General features: G+C 40.3%; 11 protein-coding genes. 5 read left to right on the top strand and 6 right to left on the bottom strand.

The genetic code is table 11. The features are described 5' to 3' along the window. The first annotated feature begins 37 nt into the window (after positions 1–37). The gene (locus V6C71_26630) at positions 38–709 is read left to right on the top strand and encodes a hypothetical protein (protein ID HEY9772037.1); all 672 of its coding nucleotides are present in this window, start codon (positions 38–40) and stop codon (positions 707–709) included. A 131-nt stretch (positions 710–840) separates the two neighbouring features. On the opposite strand, the gene V6C71_26625 is transcribed toward V6C71_26630, so the two are convergent. From V6C71_26625 to V6C71_26600, 6 genes are all read right to left on the bottom strand, one after another. Continuing rightward, a complete protein-coding gene (locus tag V6C71_26625; GenBank protein HEY9772036.1) occupies positions 841–2,793 on the bottom strand; it encodes a response regulator in 1,953 nt (650 codons plus the stop codon). Between the two features lie 32 nt (positions 2,794–2,825). Further along, positions 2,826–4,340, bottom strand: a complete 1,515-nt coding sequence (kaiC, locus tag V6C71_26620) for a circadian clock protein KaiC (protein ID HEY9772035.1) — start codon at positions 4,338–4,340, stop codon at positions 2,826–2,828. Positions 4,341–4,723: 383 nt separating this feature from the next. Beyond that, positions 4,724–5,017: a circadian clock KaiB family protein gene (locus V6C71_26615; GenBank protein ID HEY9772034.1), complete on the bottom strand. Its 294-nt coding sequence runs from the start codon at positions 5,015–5,017 to the stop codon at positions 4,724–4,726. Between the two features lie 847 nt (positions 5,018–5,864). After that, the gene (locus V6C71_26610; GenBank protein ID HEY9772033.1) at positions 5,865–9,353 is read right to left on the bottom strand and encodes a PAS domain-containing protein; all 3,489 of its coding nucleotides are present in this window, start codon (positions 9,351–9,353) and stop codon (positions 5,865–5,867) included. A gap of 368 nt (positions 9,354–9,721) precedes the next feature. Beyond that, positions 9,722–11,368 (bottom strand): alpha-amylase family glycosyl hydrolase, encoded by a 1,647-nt coding sequence (locus V6C71_26605; protein HEY9772032.1) that lies wholly within the window; start codon positions 11,366–11,368, stop codon positions 9,722–9,724. A 489-nt stretch (positions 11,369–11,857) separates the two neighbouring features. Continuing rightward, complete coding sequence (locus V6C71_26600; GenBank protein HEY9772031.1) at positions 11,858–13,126, bottom strand: inorganic phosphate transporter; 1,269 nt, start codon at positions 13,124–13,126, stop codon at positions 11,858–11,860. 563 nt (positions 13,127–13,689) lie between these two features. Between V6C71_26600 and hemC the strand changes: the two genes are divergently transcribed. From hemC to V6C71_26580, 4 genes are all read left to right on the top strand, one after another. Next, positions 13,690–14,667 (top strand): hydroxymethylbilane synthase, encoded by a 978-nt coding sequence (gene hemC, locus V6C71_26595; protein HEY9772030.1) that lies wholly within the window; start codon positions 13,690–13,692, stop codon positions 14,665–14,667. Positions 14,668–14,830: 163 nt separating this feature from the next. After that, complete coding sequence (locus V6C71_26590; GenBank protein HEY9772029.1) at positions 14,831–15,091, top strand: hypothetical protein; 261 nt, start codon at positions 14,831–14,833, stop codon at positions 15,089–15,091. A 163-nt stretch (positions 15,092–15,254) separates the two neighbouring features. Next, positions 15,255–15,755, top strand: coding sequence for a Ycf51 family protein (locus tag V6C71_26585; protein ID HEY9772028.1), 501 nt, complete (start codon positions 15,255–15,257; stop codon positions 15,753–15,755). 38 nt (positions 15,756–15,793) lie between these two features. Further along, the gene (locus V6C71_26580) at positions 15,794–16,936 is read left to right on the top strand and encodes an iron-containing alcohol dehydrogenase family protein (protein HEY9772027.1); all 1,143 of its coding nucleotides are present in this window, start codon (positions 15,794–15,796) and stop codon (positions 16,934–16,936) included. The last annotated feature ends 161 nt before the right edge of the window (positions 16,937–17,097 follow it).

Below are 17,097 nucleotides of genomic sequence, written 5' to 3'. Positions count from 1 at the left end.
TAATGCTCAATGTCTAATGTTATAAGTACACAAAGCAATGAAAGAAACCAGCCAAAAAAATATTCAACGTCAAATCGCCAATTTAATTCCTCTTATTGAACTTTGTCTTCCATTTGCCAAAGAAGCCAATCAAACCCAAGATAAATTGAATGCGTTACCAGATAGAGTGGAACGTTTAAAAAAACAGGCAAAGTTATTGGAAGTTGAGATGTCTTGTAAAAGTTATCTTGATTCACGTATTGTCGATTCACGATTACGTCCATTGGAGTACAAGACCTTTGGGAATGCTTCGCGATCGCAAATAGAAGCGGTAGAATCGGAATTAGATTCTTTGGTCAATGATTTAGACGAAATTTTAGTTCATCTTGCTAATTTTAAATATAAAATTGCTAATTTAATTGTATTAAGAGAAAGAGTTGAAGCTCTCCAAGAAGAAAGACTAGAAAACATTACACCAGAACGTATTGATAAATTGCTCGAAAAGCAACGGCTACAAAATATTCGCCAATCAAGCAGCAAGTTATCACCAAAAAAAACCCCGCTGCAAAAATTATTGCAAAAAATAGCAGGCGATAGCCGTTATCGAAAAATTGCTACTAGTACCGCAATTTTTACAGGATTTATCTTGTGTTTAAGTACAATTTCTTATGTTTCAATGAAGTATCAAATAATTGAACGGGACAATATTCAACAAAGCCAAGAATTATAGCCGTACAAAATTAGATTAGGACACAAAACGGACATCACGAGCTTTTGAGGTTTCCTCAAAAGACGTGTGCTCAACTATTGGCTTATAAGTAGCAAGTAGCAAGTAGTAAGTAGTAGAGTTGGCAAGAGAATTTAATCGATTTTTATTAATTGAGTAACAGTTTGAATAAAGGTATCAACGTCAATCGGTTTATTGAGATGAAGATCGAATCCTGATGCTAGGCTTTTTTGGCGATCTGGTTCTGAGGCGTAACCACTGATAGCGATCGCTCTTATATTTGCCATTGAGGGTAATGCTTTGATTCTTTGAATTAACTCATAGCCATCCATATCGGGCATACCAATATCACTGATTAATATCTGGGGAGAAAACTGTTCGACGACTTTCAAGGCTTCTGTTGCTGATGCCACGCTTTTAGCCTCTGCACCTTCGGTTTCTAAGATTAAAACTAACAAATCTCTAGAACTATCATTGTCATCTACCACGAGGAACTTGACCCCATCAAAATTTTCTGAATGGCGAGCGAGATTTTGTGCTGTTGTTTGATTTTGGTTGTTGAGTATTGGCAGAGTAATGGTAAAAGTTGCTCCCCATCCTAACCCTGAACTGCTTACAGTTACTTCCCCTCCATGCAGTTCAACCAAACGACGCACAATTGCTAGTCCTAATCCTAATCCACCTTCAGTTCTACTTTTGGTGCTTTCTGCCTGGCGAAAATAATCGAAGACATAAGGGAGAAATTCTGGAGTAATTCCTTTACCTGTATCGCTAATTTGAATTTGAGCATAAGGGAAAGATAATTTAGTTTCAGAATTATTTTCTTGTTGAACTGCTGTGTTGACAGAAGCCAAACGAATTTCTACCCTGCCACCATTAGGCGTAAACTTAACCGCATTAGAAAGCAAATTCCAAATCACCTGCTGGAGACGAGTCGGATCTCCTTGAATTAAAGCAGCATTAGGATCTAAATCGGTATTGATTTGAATTGATTTGGCTTGTGCTGCCAAACTTATCGTTTCTAAAGCATTGTTGATAATCTTAATTAAATCTAAAGAAGATGGCTTTAATTTGAGCTTGCCCTGAATAATTCGCGAGATATCTAAAATATCGCCAATTAATTGAGCTTGCAACAGAGCGTTACGTTGAATAATTTCTATACCTTTTTTGATTTGACATTCTGCCAGATCACCCTTAACTAGTAGTTGTGACCAACCGACAATCGGGTTTAAAGGCGTTCTCAATTCATGAGACAAAATCGCCAAAAATTCATCTTTAGCGCGGCTGGCAGATTGAGCTTCTTCTAGAAGTCGGCTAATATCTTCTTCTGCCTGCTTGAGTTGAGTTATATCTCGTAAAGAAACCACAAAAGCTTTTGCACCTTGCCATTGAATCTGACTAACGCGCATTTGAGCCACCCGCATTTCGGTTGAACTCAAAGGAATATCTACCTCTAAAAAATCACCGTTAACTACAGGAAAGCCAAAAGGCTGGTCAAATAATTCGCCTCTGTCTTTACCTAAGAGTTGTAGGGCTGCAGGATTAACAAACCTGACAACACCCTGTTGGTTGACAACCAAAATACCATCAGGATTTTCGGTAATTAGTTTTTGCAGTTGTTGTTCGCTTTGGGCTGCACATATCAACTGAAGACAAAGCCAGGATGGTTCGGTAATCGCTTTGGCGATCGCCTGGGGTAATCGTTCGTCGAATTCTTCTGAGGATATATAATCAGTTGCTCCAGCTTTAATCGCTGCTATTGCTGCGGGAATGTTACATTCTCCGTTGACAACTATTAAAGGGATGTCTGCATCTTTAGCCGATAGAAGTGCGATCGCTTCGGTTAATTCTATTTCTGTTGAATGGGCATCCCAGAGAATTAAATCTAATTGCGCCTTCAGGCGATCGCTATATTCAGTTTGATTTACTGCCTGTTGCCAGTTAACCTGCAATTGGGCTGACTCCAAAACCAAGGCAATTGAGTTTACTACTGAAACACAATCAGCTAGAATCAGCACCTCAATATTTTTTGAGGTTGCTGTGGTTTTGAGTGAAGATGCTGGTAAATTATTGATTTTTTCTGGCATTTTCATCTTTAGTTACTCTGCGATCGCACTTGTTATATCTCAGTTTGTAAGCCATCTAAGCGATCGATTCCGTTAGCATTAATGTAAGCCAAGTTTCCTGACAGTATACCCCCAATATTGCGAAATGCTTGACCTATGAACATACCGTCTTGATCGATCGAGAATTCACGAATTTTTTGATCGTGTTTAGAACCACGCATCTTCAGAATTGCTAACCCCCGCTTGATCTCGCCATATATTTCAACATAACGCAAGAGAATAATTAAATCTGTATTGGTAGAAATATTTGATTGTGTGATCGAATCACTCTCCAGTGAATTAGGTGTACTAGCAGTACACAAAGTCGTAATTCCTTTTTCTTTAAACAAAATATTTAAGGTAAGTAAGAATTCGCGAAATCCTCTAGAGCTAGAAATTCGCTCTAAGGCAGAAATACTGTCAATTGCAACCCGTTGAGGTTTAAATTGCTCGATCTCTTGTTTCATCTTAACAAAATGAGATTCTAGTCCCATAGTTTCGGGATAGCGACAGATAATTTTAAATTTGCCTGCGATTTCCATTGGTTCATAGTCTATTCCCCAACCCAAAGCATTGCGCAAAAGCTGTTCGTGACTTTCTTCAAAGGCAAACAAGAGACATTTTTCATCGTTTTTGATGCCTCCGCCGATAAATTCAGTTGCCATGAGGGTTTTACCCGTACCCGTTGCTCCCGATACGAGAATTATTGAGCCTTGAAACCAGCCTCCGCCACACATGCGATCGAGTTCTTCGTTTCCTGTGGTAATTCGCTGATTAGAAGATTTGCTTTTGAGAACATCTGTCGCAAAAGGGATTACCACAATGCCTTGATTGGGAACAATCGTAAAAGGGAACTCGCCATGTTGATGAGAGACTCCCCGATACTTAAGAATTTCAATAGTACGTCGCCGTTTGTCTTCGAGCAAAGCATTGCGCATAATAATTACATTATCAGCCACAAACTCTTCAATTCCATAGCGACTAATTGCTCCATAATCGATAGTGCGTTCGCAAGTGAAGATCGCCGTAATTTCCATTTCTCTCAGAATCTGAGCTAGCTTGAATAAGACAGCTCTAACCTGAGACACGTCTGGTACATAGCTAAAAACTGAACTCAACGGATCCATGACTACTCTTTTAGCATTAACCTTGGTGATGGCGTATTCAAGGCGGGAAATCAAGGGATCTAAATCGTATTCACCACTAATTAAAGGCATATTGCGATCTAAAGGAGAAGCATCGACAAAAATCCATTTATTCTCTGCTTCCCATTGTTGAATATCCCAATCAAAACCCAGCATATTTTTGCGTAATGATTTGGGTGGTTCTTCAAATGTTACAAAAACTCCGTTTTCCCCTCGTTTAATTCCTTCGATTAAAAATTGACTAGAAAAAATCGTTTTACCGCTTCCCGCAGTGCCAGCAACTAGCGTTGTTCTTCCCTTTGGTAATCCTCCTTCGGAGAATACATCAAAACCCGAAATTCCCGTAGCTATTTTAGCTAGTAAATCTTGTTGAGATTGATTCATTAGTATAATATTTATGCTTGACTTTTAATCAATAGTGATATCAATAATTAAGGGGAAGCTAGAGAAGAAATAAAGCTAAAAATTTGATGCTTAGGAAATAGTAAACACTTAAAAAAAATACCATATTGCTTTGTTTTTATAGGTTTAGTATTTGACCTTAAAGCTTTAGTTATTAAACTACTAACGTTGATTAAATTTTAGTACTTTTTAAGTGAAAATTCAATTTAGCTACACAAAGGCAAGTATTTATACTTAGAGTTGTTTTCATACTTAATAGACTACATTGTTGATTAGCTAATAGCTTTTAGAGTTTCTCAAGCAGAACAATGTGACTTGTGTGTTCTACTCAACCGAAAAGCGCAGTAAATATTTTCCCGCAAATTTTACTTAGTTTTTGATGGACAATGAGGAAGATTTAGCACCAGAGATAAAACTTCGGTATTAGATAGATCGCCAATGATCCTTTCTTGAGGTTCAGGAGATAGTTTAACTAAAGTTGGTGTAATTAAAATCTTCTCCAATTCGGCAATTTTAGGAAACTTCATCACATCAATAATTTCCACAACACTTTTGTCTGGCAGTTCCCGATCGCAAAATTTCTGCAAGTTAACGATCGCCCGCCGACTCCTCAGTGTATTGCCACTGATATATAGTTTCAGAAAAAGTTTTTGAGCCATTAAAAAAGTTTTTAAAAATCATTCAACGTCAATCATGATGGTTAAAGCCAAGTTTTATAGTTTTAGATATTCTCAATCTGCCATAGAAAATATTGCGATCGCAATGTCTTCTGGATGATTTTTGCTCGGTAAAACTCGGCACGGCAAATCTAACGTAAGATGGTTGCGTATAATCATAAAATGTTCTCATGAGATAATTAATAATAGTTGGAATAGCTAAATCCTCAACAAAACTATCACTACAACAAAACTGTTTGGTATTAATTAAAGACTCGAGCGAGCTTAGCCTCGTATATACTTTTACAGATTTGTTAAACAAAATATTATTCAATTTTAAACTGAATTATTCATCTTATAAATCTTGCAAAAGTTAGAGAATTTTGCCAGAAGCGGGAGTCAGCCAATATCGGGTACACTCAGTGCGATAAGTGCGACACGAAGTTAGTCTATTACGGATAAGCTTCGAGACCGAAGGGCGGAGTGCGATTTATCCGTGAATCCGTGATTGGCAAATGCTAAAGCATACCGCTTCGAGACCGAAGGGCGGAGTGCGGTTTATCCGTGAATCCGCGATTGGCATATCATGCACGGGCAAGCCGCTTCGCGTCGCAAATCATGCACGGGCAACGCAGTGGCTTCCCAACCTACTAGCTAAAGTACTGGGCTGATTCCCCTAAGTTTGGCGAGCGACCCCCTAAAGGGTTCAACAGTTTGCTTATGTCGGGGAACCCGCCCACCGCAACTGTCTCACCGCGCCGACGAAAGGCGCAAGGGCCTCGGTGCGGTTTAACCGTGAATGCGCGAGAAAGGTTAGGGGGCTGAAAGAGCTAACAGCTAGAAATCGTCCCTACCCTAACTGAATTAATTGCACAATAGTAGCGATCAACTTGGGAATATCGATCGGTTTACAAATATGCTCTTGAAACCCAACATTGAGAGAATGTTGTCGATCGATGTCGCCCGCATAAGCAGTAAGCGCGATCGCGGGGATGTTTTTCCCCTGGGGAAGTTGGCGAATTTGCGACAGCAGACTGTAGCCATCCATTTCTGGCATACCAATATCGCTAATTATTAAATCGAAAGCCGATTGCTCAAAGATCTCTAAAGCTTGTTTTGCCGAGGTTACGGGGGTTACTGTTGCTCCTTCTTGTTCTAGAACTAGGGTCAATATATCCCGTGAGTCTACTTCATCTTCTACTACTAAAATTTTAATTCCGCTAAAGCGATCGAGTTCTATAGATTCGTTGGTTGACGTATTGTCCAATTGCTTTATTGTCGGTTTGTTCATCAATGGTAGTTTAACGCTAAATGTAGCCCCTTGACCCAAACCAGGACTTGATACTGCTACTGTTCCATTATGTAGTTCGGTTAAGTGGCGGACAATAGCTAGCCCTAAGCCTAAACCGCCATACTCTCTAGTGCTGCTGCTTTGGCTCTGACGAAAACGTTCAAATACATGAGGTAAAAACTCGGGTTCAATTCCTCTACCCATATCTTCGACTTGAATCTGCACGCGATCGCCAATACGTTCCAGCCTAACAATTATTCGTCCTCCTGATGAGCTAAATTTAATCGCATTGGTCACTAAATTCCAGATGATCTGCTGTAATCGACTAACATCCCCTAAAACCAAACCGATGTTAGGTTCAAACACAGTTTCAACTTGGATTGATTTGGCTTCGGCTGTCAACTGTATTGTTTGTAGTGCCGATCTAATTACCGCCTCTAGATTAAGCGGAGTCTTTTTGAGATTTAGTTTGCCTCGCAGAATACGAGAAACATCGAGCAGATCCTCGATTAGCTGGCTTTGTAATTTAGCATTACGTTCAATTGTCTCAATTCCCACCGCTGTTTTTTCGGCATTTAATCTGCCCGAAGCAAGTAGCTGTGACCAACCTAAAATAGGATTGAGAGGAGTACGTAGTTCATGAGAAACGATCGCGAGAAATTCGTCTTTAAGCTGGTTGGCACGAATTAAGTCTTCGGTTTGTTGCCGTAGTTCTTCCTCTAGCTCTTTAATACGGACAATGCTGGTATTTGTACCATACCACTTAATAATTGTGCCTTCCTCATTGCGTAGCGGTCTGGCTCGACTTAAAAACCAACAATAAGAGCCATCGGCTTTACGTAAACGAACCTCAAGATCGCATTTTTGACCCAACCTGATTGCCTCGATCCATTGTCCTTTAAGGTTATACAAGTCATCTGGATGAACAACTGATGCCCAACCATATTGTTGAATCTGTTCTAAAGAAACTCCCGTATATTGCTGGCAGCGTCGATTAATATAATCGATTTTGCCAAATATTGTTGCCGTCCAAATGTGTTGTGGAATAACTTCGGTAATTAGTTCTAGTTCGTATTCTCTTTGTTTTAAAGCTGTTTTGCTGGCTTCGCGATCGGTTACATCCATGCCGAAGGGAACTAAGTATTCAACCTGTCCTTGGGCATTAAATTTGGGAACTATCCCAAAATCCGTCACAATAAATTTCTCTTCACTTACTTTAGCAATAATGTCAAATCTGACTGTTTCTCTTGCTGCGGCACGTTTAATCGCGTCATCTATCCTAGCTTGAATTTCAGGCGAGTAAGACCACCAGTAAACTTCGGCAAAGGGTTTATCTAAAATATCTTCTGGTTGTAAAGTAATCGAATCTAATGCGGTTTGATTAATTTCAATTACTATGCCGTCGGTGGATAAAAATCCAGCAAAGATCGGCAGACTATCCACTAAGATTCTCAGTTGTTGCCTGCTTTGGCGTAGAGCTACTTCAGCTTGTTGGCGATCGCTGATATCTAAATTAAGCCCGCTCAGGCGCAATGCTTCACCGTTTTCGTTGCAGGTAACATCCCCAATTCCCAATAGCCAGCGAACTCCTTTTTGGGGATGAATAATCCGAAATTCTGTGCGAAACTCCGCCGATTCTCCCGACAAAACCTTGGCTACCTCTCGGTTAGTTCGCTCTAGATCCTCGGGATTTATCAAGTTTTCCCAATCTTGATATTGCAAAGGCTTAATTTGCGGATCGATACCGTACAAATCATAGTTTTCTGGCGACCAAATTACTTCATTCTGTAATATGTCCCAGCTCCAAGAACCTGCCTTAGCATTCGCCAGTGCCAGTCTCAGTAATTCTTCGTTTTCTTGGAGCTGCTGTTGTGATTGTTTTAACTCAGTGATATCTCTAGAAATAGCAATCACGCCAATAATCTTTCCTGTATCATCACGCCAAGGACATTTGCTAGTTAGCAGCGATCGCGGTATCATTCTGCGCCCGGCTATTTTCTCTTCAAAAGCAATAGTTTCTCCACTCGTCATTACCCTTCGATCCATTTCCCTAATCACCCGAGCAACATCAGGCTCAAATAGGGCAGTATCGTCTTTGCCTAATATCTCCTCAATGGTCAGATCAAAAAAGTCCGCCGTTGCTTGATTGGCTATGACATAACGTCCCTCTAAATCTTTAATAAAAATAAAATCAGCGGTTTCACTGACAATTGATTGCAAGATACTGTTACGCTTAGCCAATTCCGCTTCAGTTTGTTTGCGATCGCTGATATCTTTGGCAATGCCTAAGATCTGCTCTGTATCCCCTTGAGCATTACGGCTATATACTCGCTCTTGACTACCAAACCAGCGCCATTCGCCATTTTGATGACGCATTCGATATTCAAACTTAGACACTTCTTTGGGCTTTAAGTTTTCTAGCCTTGCCAAATGAGCGGGAAATAGAGCTAAATCTTCGGGATGCATTACCTGGGAAATAAAATCTTCACCCATTGCTAAGACTTGCTCGCGAGTATAGCCTAATAATTCGTAGGTTTGAGAATTGACGTAAATATTCTTTTTAGCGATCGCATCAAACAAATACATCACTCCAGGAATAGCATTAGCTAAAGCAATAAAATCTCGACCTGGTTGCCATGTATAGGTTTCAAGTTGAGTCGAATCTCTTTGCTCATCAGCGATTTTTTGAATAGTTGTAACTACCCCATAAGGTTGACTACTATTAGTCTCAAATATTGGCTGAGAGCTTAACCACAGCCAAACTAGGCTGCCATCTGGTCGATAAAACCCCATCTCAACCTCAGAATACGGCTGACCTGTTTTGATTGAGGCGATCGCCGGATGAGTATCTAACGGAAAAGGTGAACCATCACGATGAATTGTCTGCCAGGGTAGTTCCAGATAGTTAGTTGCCATAACCTGTTCGGCAGTATAGCCCAGAATCATCGCAGCATCTGCATTACAACTTTGGACAGTTCCATCGCTAAGTTGAAAGATTATTCCTACAGGTGCAATTAAGCTTGAAGCACGATTTGAATCTGTCCTCATATCGATCTTTTTACCATCTACAAAATGCTATTGGAACTAAAACTTTATTGTTTTGTAATCTGAGGTATTAAAAATACAGGAAGGTATGAAGCATAAAAAACAGGCTGATGCTGAAACAGTTAAACAAATCTAAACAATTTTTCTTGGCTGACCAGATCGACTTAACCATAATTTTAAACAAAAAAGCCTGGAAGACTCAATAAATTAAATTTAAAAAAAACTGAGCGCATTAACATTTATCTATCACGGACACACTTCGTTATCATTCATAGGACAAGGAAGTAGGCGTAAAGCCTATCCTAAACCTCGCCAATCTCTTAAGGCAGAGGCTTGAAACCAAAATGTTTAATGTTCGCTTCAATGTTTGGTCAGCGATCCCTATGAACCAAAACCTTGGCCTCATATTCTCCAATATCGATAACTAGCTTGTCTGACTGCGCCTCCACATCATAATTTTGTGTCCATTCATGCCAAGTACCTGATTGAGGGCAATGGTTAATCTGATAATCTTGTAAGAAATTAGCGGAAAAGTTGATGATAACTACCACCCGTGAACCTTCATCATTCCAGCGCGTATAAGCCAAAACTTTACTTTCAGGATCTTCATGGATAAATTCAATATTACTAGTACGTAAGGCGTGGTTTTCTTTTCTCAAGGCGATTAGACCACGATAAAAGCCTAATAAATTCTGATTATCTTCATTTTTTAATAATTTCCAATCAAGCTTGGCCTCTTCTTCTGAGTTGTATTCGCCAAACTCATTACCCATCCAAACTAAAGGTACGCCAACAGCAGTTAATAGCAAAACAGCACCTAATTTGGCTCGTTTGTAGGCCTCATCGCCAAAAATCTCTCGTTGCCCTAATTCGGCAAAAATATATTGATGATCGTGGCTGGTAATATAGTTAATCACGCTAGCAGCACCTTCATAATCTTGACGCTGACAGTCAATCACCTCTTCGAGAGATTCCAAAGCGAAACCATCACCGCAGATATGTTTTAAAACCTGTTGATAAAAACTTTCATGCCAACAAGCATCCATTGGTCTACCGTATCCTACCAAATCAGGATTTTCGGGAATATATTCAGCCGTGTTAAAAAATGGTTTGTTCGCAACGGCTTCTCTAGCTTGCTGGGTAATCCAAGACATAAAATCATAGTTGCCGATTTGTTTGGCTGCATCAAAGCGAATACCATCAATGTGATATTCTTCAATCCAAAACCGAACTATATCACCAATAAATTGCCACGCAGGTTTGATCTCTAAATTTTCGTCGTACTTTTCGTAGTCAAATTCAGGACCCCAGCTATTGTCTGGGTCATCGGGTTCGCGACTATACCAGTAGTCAAAATTTATTTTAGTTAGGGGTGCTTCGGCCTCAGAATGATTAAAAATAAAGTCCATCAAGACTCGAATACCTCTACCATGACATTCATCAATTAAATGTTTTAAATCGGCGGTTGAACCGTAACTAGACTTGACGGCAAAATAGTGACGGGGTGTATAACCCCAACTCATCTCCCATGGCGATTGGGTAATCGGCATTAGTTCGATCGCATTAATTCCCAGTTCACAAAGATAGTCTAATTTATTCACAACATCTTGAAAACTACCCTGTTGGCGATCGCTTTCTCCACCAAAACCGCCGACAAATAGTTCGTAGATGACCAACTCTTCATTACTGGGTAAAGGCTTGTCATCATGTTGCCAAGCGTAAGTATCGACAACTTTTTTGCCGTCTTGAACCTGAACAATGCTATTTTGATTCTCAACCGCGATCGCTGTTGCATAAGGATCGTTAACGTCAATCCATTCATCGGGTTCTAAAAACCAAGATTGAGACTGGACGCGAAATTTATACTCATATACCCCGTCCTCTAGCTCAATTGAAGTACGAAAGTAACCGGGCTCGTCTTTTTGCATCGCTATTTCTGACCAGTCGGAAAAGCTGCCTTTTAAACTAACTTTGTTGTTATAGGGAGCAAATAACTTAAATTCAATTGAGCTAGACATTAATTGTGTTTCAGTTGAGAATAATTACAATAATATTACGGAAATTTGCCAAACCGACTGTCTGTCTTGAGAGATAAATTACAGCCAGCTTGAGCATCTAAAATTGAGCGACTGCCAGATTTTATACTTTGGATATAGGCAATATGAGTATATCTGCTTACTCATAAAGAAAATATAAACTTGTATTGTATTTAACAAAATAACTTAAATTTAGTTACAATAAATATACAAGTCAATACCGTCAGCCGAAATATATAAAAGAGCTGACTTATAAATACCGCACCCAAAGCTAATTTAAATTGGGTGCTTATTATATTTTGAGCAAAAATTAAACTATCTTAAAGATTGGCCAGAGAAACTAAGACCAATCAACGAATAAATCAAAGAAGCCATAACCTAGAAAGCATATCTTTTAGGGGACTTTTTTAAAACCACATTGCGCGCTGTAAAAACATTTCCGTTCAGCTATCAATCTTGATTGACAATCGCTCAAAACCAAGGCAGCAATAACAACAAAGAAAAAATCACCGCACTTAAAATCGCGGCTACAGGAAGAGTAACTACCCAAGCCAAGACTACCGACTTGATCGTCTCCCAACGCACATCCTGATTACGAGACAGCAAACCAATTCCAATTACGCTACCGACTAAAGCATGAGAAGTAGAAACGGGTAGACCAATACGAGAAGCAATCAAAATAGTACTAGCAGTAGCAATTTCGGCACAAAAACCAGTACTGGGAACTAAAGAAATAATATTTTCTCCCACAGTAGCAATTACATTCTTCCCCTGTACTGCCAAACCCGCAACGATACCCAACCCACCCAACAGCAAAATCCAAACAGGAATATCTAAACTGCTAATCGGCACTGCATTTGTATTAAAAATAAAGACAATAACTGCCAAAGGCGCGATCGCGTTACCGACATCGTTTGAACCATGGGCAAATGCCACAAAACAGGCACTAAGTACTTGAAATTTTGCCATGACTCTTTCTAAAATACGAATCTCAATTTTTTGCTGCCGATAAGTTTCAAATCGATTCCACCCATAATAAGTAATTCCCCCAGTAGCCAATAGCCCAATACCCAAGCCGATCGTTTGTTCGGGCAAGGTAACATAATTAAAAATTGGCAGGTGAATTAGCGTAGGCAAAACAATAATGCCAAAAACGCTAACCAAAGCTGCGCTTAACCAAGGAATCCATTCTAATAATTGCTGTAAAATATTATCTTGTTCAAATAACCAGTAACGCAGTAAGCTATATAAACTAGCTGCTACAATCGCGCTGATTATAGGAGTAACGATCCAACCCAAACAAATCATGCCCAGATTGCCCCAGGCGATCGCCTCGGTGCCGATAGCTATCCAACTAAATCCAGCGATCGCACCTACCACTGCATGAGATGAAGCTACGGGTAAACCTTGACTAGTAGCAATCTGTAACCAGATGCCACAAGAGAGCAACACCGCAATCATCCCCACTAAAAATGTCTGAGGAGTGTCAACAAATAAGCTAGGATTGGCAATTTTTGTCGCTAATGTCGCTGATACCTGCTTGCCGAATACCACCGCCCCCGTAAACTCTAAAATTCCTGCCACAACAATTGCCTGAGTTAAAGTAATCGCTTTTGAGCCAACCGAAGTCCCCATTGAATTAGCGACATCATTAGCACCCAAATTCCAGGCGACATAAACAGCCAGCAGAGAAACTAAAATGAGAGGAAGCGCAAAGTTATTAGTCCAGAATAAGTTCATTATTTTCGAGGTTAAGCAAAAAGCAATAAAAATTTTGGCGTTGGTGATTTGATGTATGACTTACAACAGCAAGACTTGCACTAAAGCCCTAAAGGATTAGCGCCTCCAGGCGCGTCCTTCGCGTCGCCCTTGTCGAGGTTTCCTCGACGGGTTTCCTTGCTCAAAATGTTTCTTTTGTAGTGAAGCACTTTCTTTGCGGAGCTTTCCCCCGTTAAAGAAACTGTTTCAAGAAGTGCTGAACCCGAAGGGCTAATAGCTATTAGCATTTTTAATTTGATTAAAATATGACAAGATTAAAAATCATAGCTTGATTCACCAACGCCAAAATTAGAATAGTAGGAAAATAAGCTATGAGTAATAGACTTCTGGCATAAATTTCTGTTTAATCGGCAATCTATTAAATACGCAATCAGAAGTTAAGAATTGAAACGTGGTCAAAATCTTGACTAATCCTCAGTCTCTAACTTTTAGCCTCCAAATGAAAAACAAAAATTCATCAATACCAATCGGTAACTGCGATACCCTAGATCGAGTGATTTATTAAACTTTTTAAGATACTTACTATGACTATGACATCCACTGTTGAAACTAACCGGCGTACTGTTCGCATCGGCACTCGTAAAAGCCAGTTGGCTTTAGTACAAACTTACTGGGTAAAAGCCGAATTAGAAAAACATTTTCCCAAGATCGAATTTCAAGTTGAGGAAATGAGTACCAAAGGCGACAAAATTCTTGATGTTCCTCTGGCAAAGATCGGTGACAAAGGATTATTCACCAAAGAATTAGAAGAGGGAATGCTCAATAATCAAACTGATTTTGCCGTTCATTCTCTGAAAGATTTGCCGACTAACCTACCAGCCGGATTAATGCTAGGCTGCGTTACCAAAAGAGTCGATCCTGCTGATGGTTTGGTAGTCCACGAAAAGCACAAAGATAAAAAATTAGAAACTTTACCCGTAGGTGCAGTAATTGGCACATCTTCCCTCAGACGCTTGGCGCAGCTACGTCATCATTTTCCCCATCTTGAATTTAAAGACATTCGCGGTAACGTTAATACTCGTTTGGCAAAGCTGGATACAGGAGAATATGACGCGATTATCTTGGCTGTAGCGGGATTGCAGAGACTTAATATGAGCGATCGCATTCATCAAAATATATCGCCCGAAGTTTCGCTTCATGCTGTGGGACAAGGGGCATTAGGCATTGAATGTCGTGAGGGTGATGCAGAAATTTTGGCAATCTTAAAAGCGATTGAAGATGCGGATACTAACGCTCGTACCATAGCAGAAAGAGCGTTTTTGCGAGAGCTAGAAGGCGGTTGTCAAGTGCCAATTGGTGTAAATACTAGTATTGATGAAAATAATATCCTAACGCTTAAAGGAATGGTTGCCCGCCTGGATGGGAAACAATTAATCAAAGATACAGTCAGCGGTAACCGAAACGAATCAGAGCAATTAGGTAAAGATTTAGCAGCGAAATTACGAGCACAAGGAGCAGGTGATATATTAGCTGAAATTTTTGCCGAAGTAGGACGTGATTAAGCAAACAACGTTGGCAATTGACAATTTGAAGTACGAGGTATAAAGCGATAGTGTTCTTACCTAGATTTGAATCGTCGCTTTTTTCTTTAGTAAACAATTCCTTTGACTCTAGCTCAATTATCGAGTATCACATAGTAGTCTAATTAAATTTTTTGAATTGTTAATGATGAATATTAAAACTTTCGCTGTTCCACTATTTGTAGCTCTATCTTTAATTTTCGGAGCTTGTGCAGAGCAGACAGAAGCTCCTAATACTGTAGATGATACAGTCCAAGAAGGAGTAGAGGGTACTGAGCAAGGTGCAGACGATGCTGGTGATGCTATCGAAGAAGGTGCAGACGATGCTGGTAACGCTGTCGAAGAAGGTGCAGAAGATACTGGTGATGCTGTCGACGGTATGGGAGATGAAACGCCTGCTCAATAATTAAAATCAAAAGATGCGATCGCATCTAGTAAATAAAGAGCAAATTTAGGTTAACTGTGATTAATTAAATAAAATAGCTGATATATTTTTATCAGGAACATAGGTATCAGATGGCTTGTGCTATCGATGCCTATTTTTTATATTATTTAACTGCGGATCGCCAATGACTAATCTTTTTACTTATGCCAAATGGTCGGGAATTGCCACTATTATCTGTCTTGTTGTAGCCATCATCTCATTTGTCGTCGGTTGGAACTTTCGCTTTCGACTGGTTGGGGTAACTAGCTTTATGGGAGTGCTTACCGTAGGAATTTTTGCTCTGGGCTTAGGTTTGTTTTCCCATACCGAAATTCCAGGAGCGGTACGCTATTCTGTAATTTACGATAGCGGTGCCAATCAAGCAGTAGTAGCCGTACCTCCTGATATAGATAAATCCGCTATTGAACCGACATTAATTCAGGCTGCGACCGATCTATACTCTTATGGTAGAACAGGCGCAGGCGGAAATAATCAGTTTATTGTTAAATTAAGAACTGTACTGCACCCTCAAGCAGGAATATCTCAGCCTCTGTTTTTAGGCGAAGCTAAGCGATCGCTGATTGACCGAGGTAATAAAGATATCCAGATTGAGGTGTTCGAGCAGAATTTAGCCCAGCTAACTTAGTCTCTAGCAACAGCAAGAGTATTGAACCATCTAAAGATATGAGCAAAAAAGCCACCACAGCATCAACTACAATAAGTAGTTACACACCTTTGGCGATCGCCCCTGCCAGGGTATTACGGGGCGAAAACTGTCTAGCCAATTCGGGCAGGGAAATTGCTAGATTGGGTATTCGTCCCCTAGTGGTGGGCGGACAAACTTTAAAGGTAATCGAGCCTGTCTTAGAGCCTGTCTTTAAAGCAGAAAAGCTAGTTAGTCAGTTGGCTAACTATAGTCCTGACTGTGCAGAAACTTCACTCGCCAGGTTAAAAGATGCGGTTCAACAGCATCAAGCTGATTTAATCATTGGTGTAGGTGGTGGCAAAGCTTTGGATCTGGCAAAATTACTGGCCGCTCAGAGTGACTTGCCCGTAGTTACTGTTCCTACTTCTGGAGCTACCTGCGCTGCTTGGACAGCTTTATCTAACGTTTATTCTGAAGTGGGAGCATTTCAGTACGACGTAACTCTCAGTCGTTGTCCAGATTTATTAATTCTCGATTATGGTTTGGTACGTACTGCTCCTCGACGAACTTTAATCGCGGGAATTGGCGACGCGATCGCTAAATGGTATGAAGCTTCTGTAAGTAGTGGCGATTCGACTGCTACGTTATTAATTTCAGCAGTACAGCAAGCTCGAATCTTGCGCGATATCTTATTGCAAAAATCGGCGATCGCCTTAAACCAGCCTGATAGCGATGAATGGCGCGAAGTAGTTGATGCGACAGTGTTGCTTGCTGGTGTAATCGGTGGCGTTGGTGGCGCAGACTGTCGCACAGTGGCAGCCCATGCGGTTCATAACGGTTTAACTCATTTACTTGAAGCTCACGACGTGCTGCATGGCGAAAAGGTAGCTTACGGTATTTTAGTCCAGTTGCGCTTGGAAGAAATGGTACAGGGAAATCAGTTAGCTGCCTCTGCGAGAAAGCAGTTATTACAGTTTTACACCGACATCGGGTTACCCAAAACTCTAGAAGACTTAGGATTAGCAGATATTAGTTTGGCTCAACTGCGACAGGTTACGGCGATCGCTACTCAGCCCCAGTCAGATATACATCGACTACCTTTTCAGGTGTCTCCAGAACAGCTAGCAGCAGCAATGGTATCTACCGTAACCGAAAGCACACCAGCAGGAGCTAAAAGGTAAATACATTCAGTTAATAGGTCATGCTTAAATTACTATTTGTAAAATAGCGTTGCTGAATATGTAATGCTAACGCATTATTTTCCTTACCCATCTGCCAACAAAAACTCTTAAAAGCTATATGCGTAGCGGTATCCTTTAGGAAAAGCTACAATTGCCAATTT

Origin of the sequence: Coleofasciculaceae cyanobacterium (assembly GCA_036703275.1) — a bacterium.
Lineage (GTDB): Bacteria > Cyanobacteriota > Cyanobacteriia > Cyanobacteriales > Xenococcaceae > Waterburya.
This window is presented reverse-complemented; position numbering and strand designations above follow the sequence as displayed.

What these genes read in the sequence shown, in the direction of transcription:
- V6C71_26630 (HEY9772037.1), top strand. Translation starts at nt 38, where the DNA reads ATGAAAGAAACCAGCCAAAAAAATATTCAACGTCAAATCGCCAATTTA.
- V6C71_26625 (HEY9772036.1), bottom strand. Translation starts at nt 2,793, where the DNA reads ATGCCAGAAAAAATCAATAATTTACCAGCATCTTCACTCAAAACCACA.
- kaiC (HEY9772035.1), bottom strand. Translation starts at nt 4,340, where the DNA reads ATGAATCAATCTCAACAAGATTTACTAGCTAAAATAGCTACGGGAATT.
- V6C71_26615 (HEY9772034.1), bottom strand. Translation starts at nt 5,017, where the DNA reads ATGGCTCAAAAACTTTTTCTGAAACTATATATCAGTGGCAATACACTG.
- V6C71_26610 (HEY9772033.1), bottom strand. Translation starts at nt 9,353, where the DNA reads ATGAGGACAGATTCAAATCGTGCTTCAAGCTTAATTGCACCTGTAGGA.
- V6C71_26605 (HEY9772032.1), bottom strand. Translation starts at nt 11,368, where the DNA reads ATGTCTAGCTCAATTGAATTTAAGTTATTTGCTCCCTATAACAACAAA.
- V6C71_26600 (HEY9772031.1), bottom strand. Translation starts at nt 13,126, where the DNA reads ATGAACTTATTCTGGACTAATAACTTTGCGCTTCCTCTCATTTTAGTT.
- hemC (HEY9772030.1), top strand. Translation starts at nt 13,690, where the DNA reads ATGACTATGACATCCACTGTTGAAACTAACCGGCGTACTGTTCGCATC.
- V6C71_26590 (HEY9772029.1), top strand. Translation starts at nt 14,831, where the DNA reads ATGATGAATATTAAAACTTTCGCTGTTCCACTATTTGTAGCTCTATCT.
- V6C71_26585 (HEY9772028.1), top strand. Translation starts at nt 15,255, where the DNA reads ATGACTAATCTTTTTACTTATGCCAAATGGTCGGGAATTGCCACTATT.
- V6C71_26580 (HEY9772027.1), top strand. Translation starts at nt 15,794, where the DNA reads ATGAGCAAAAAAGCCACCACAGCATCAACTACAATAAGTAGTTACACA.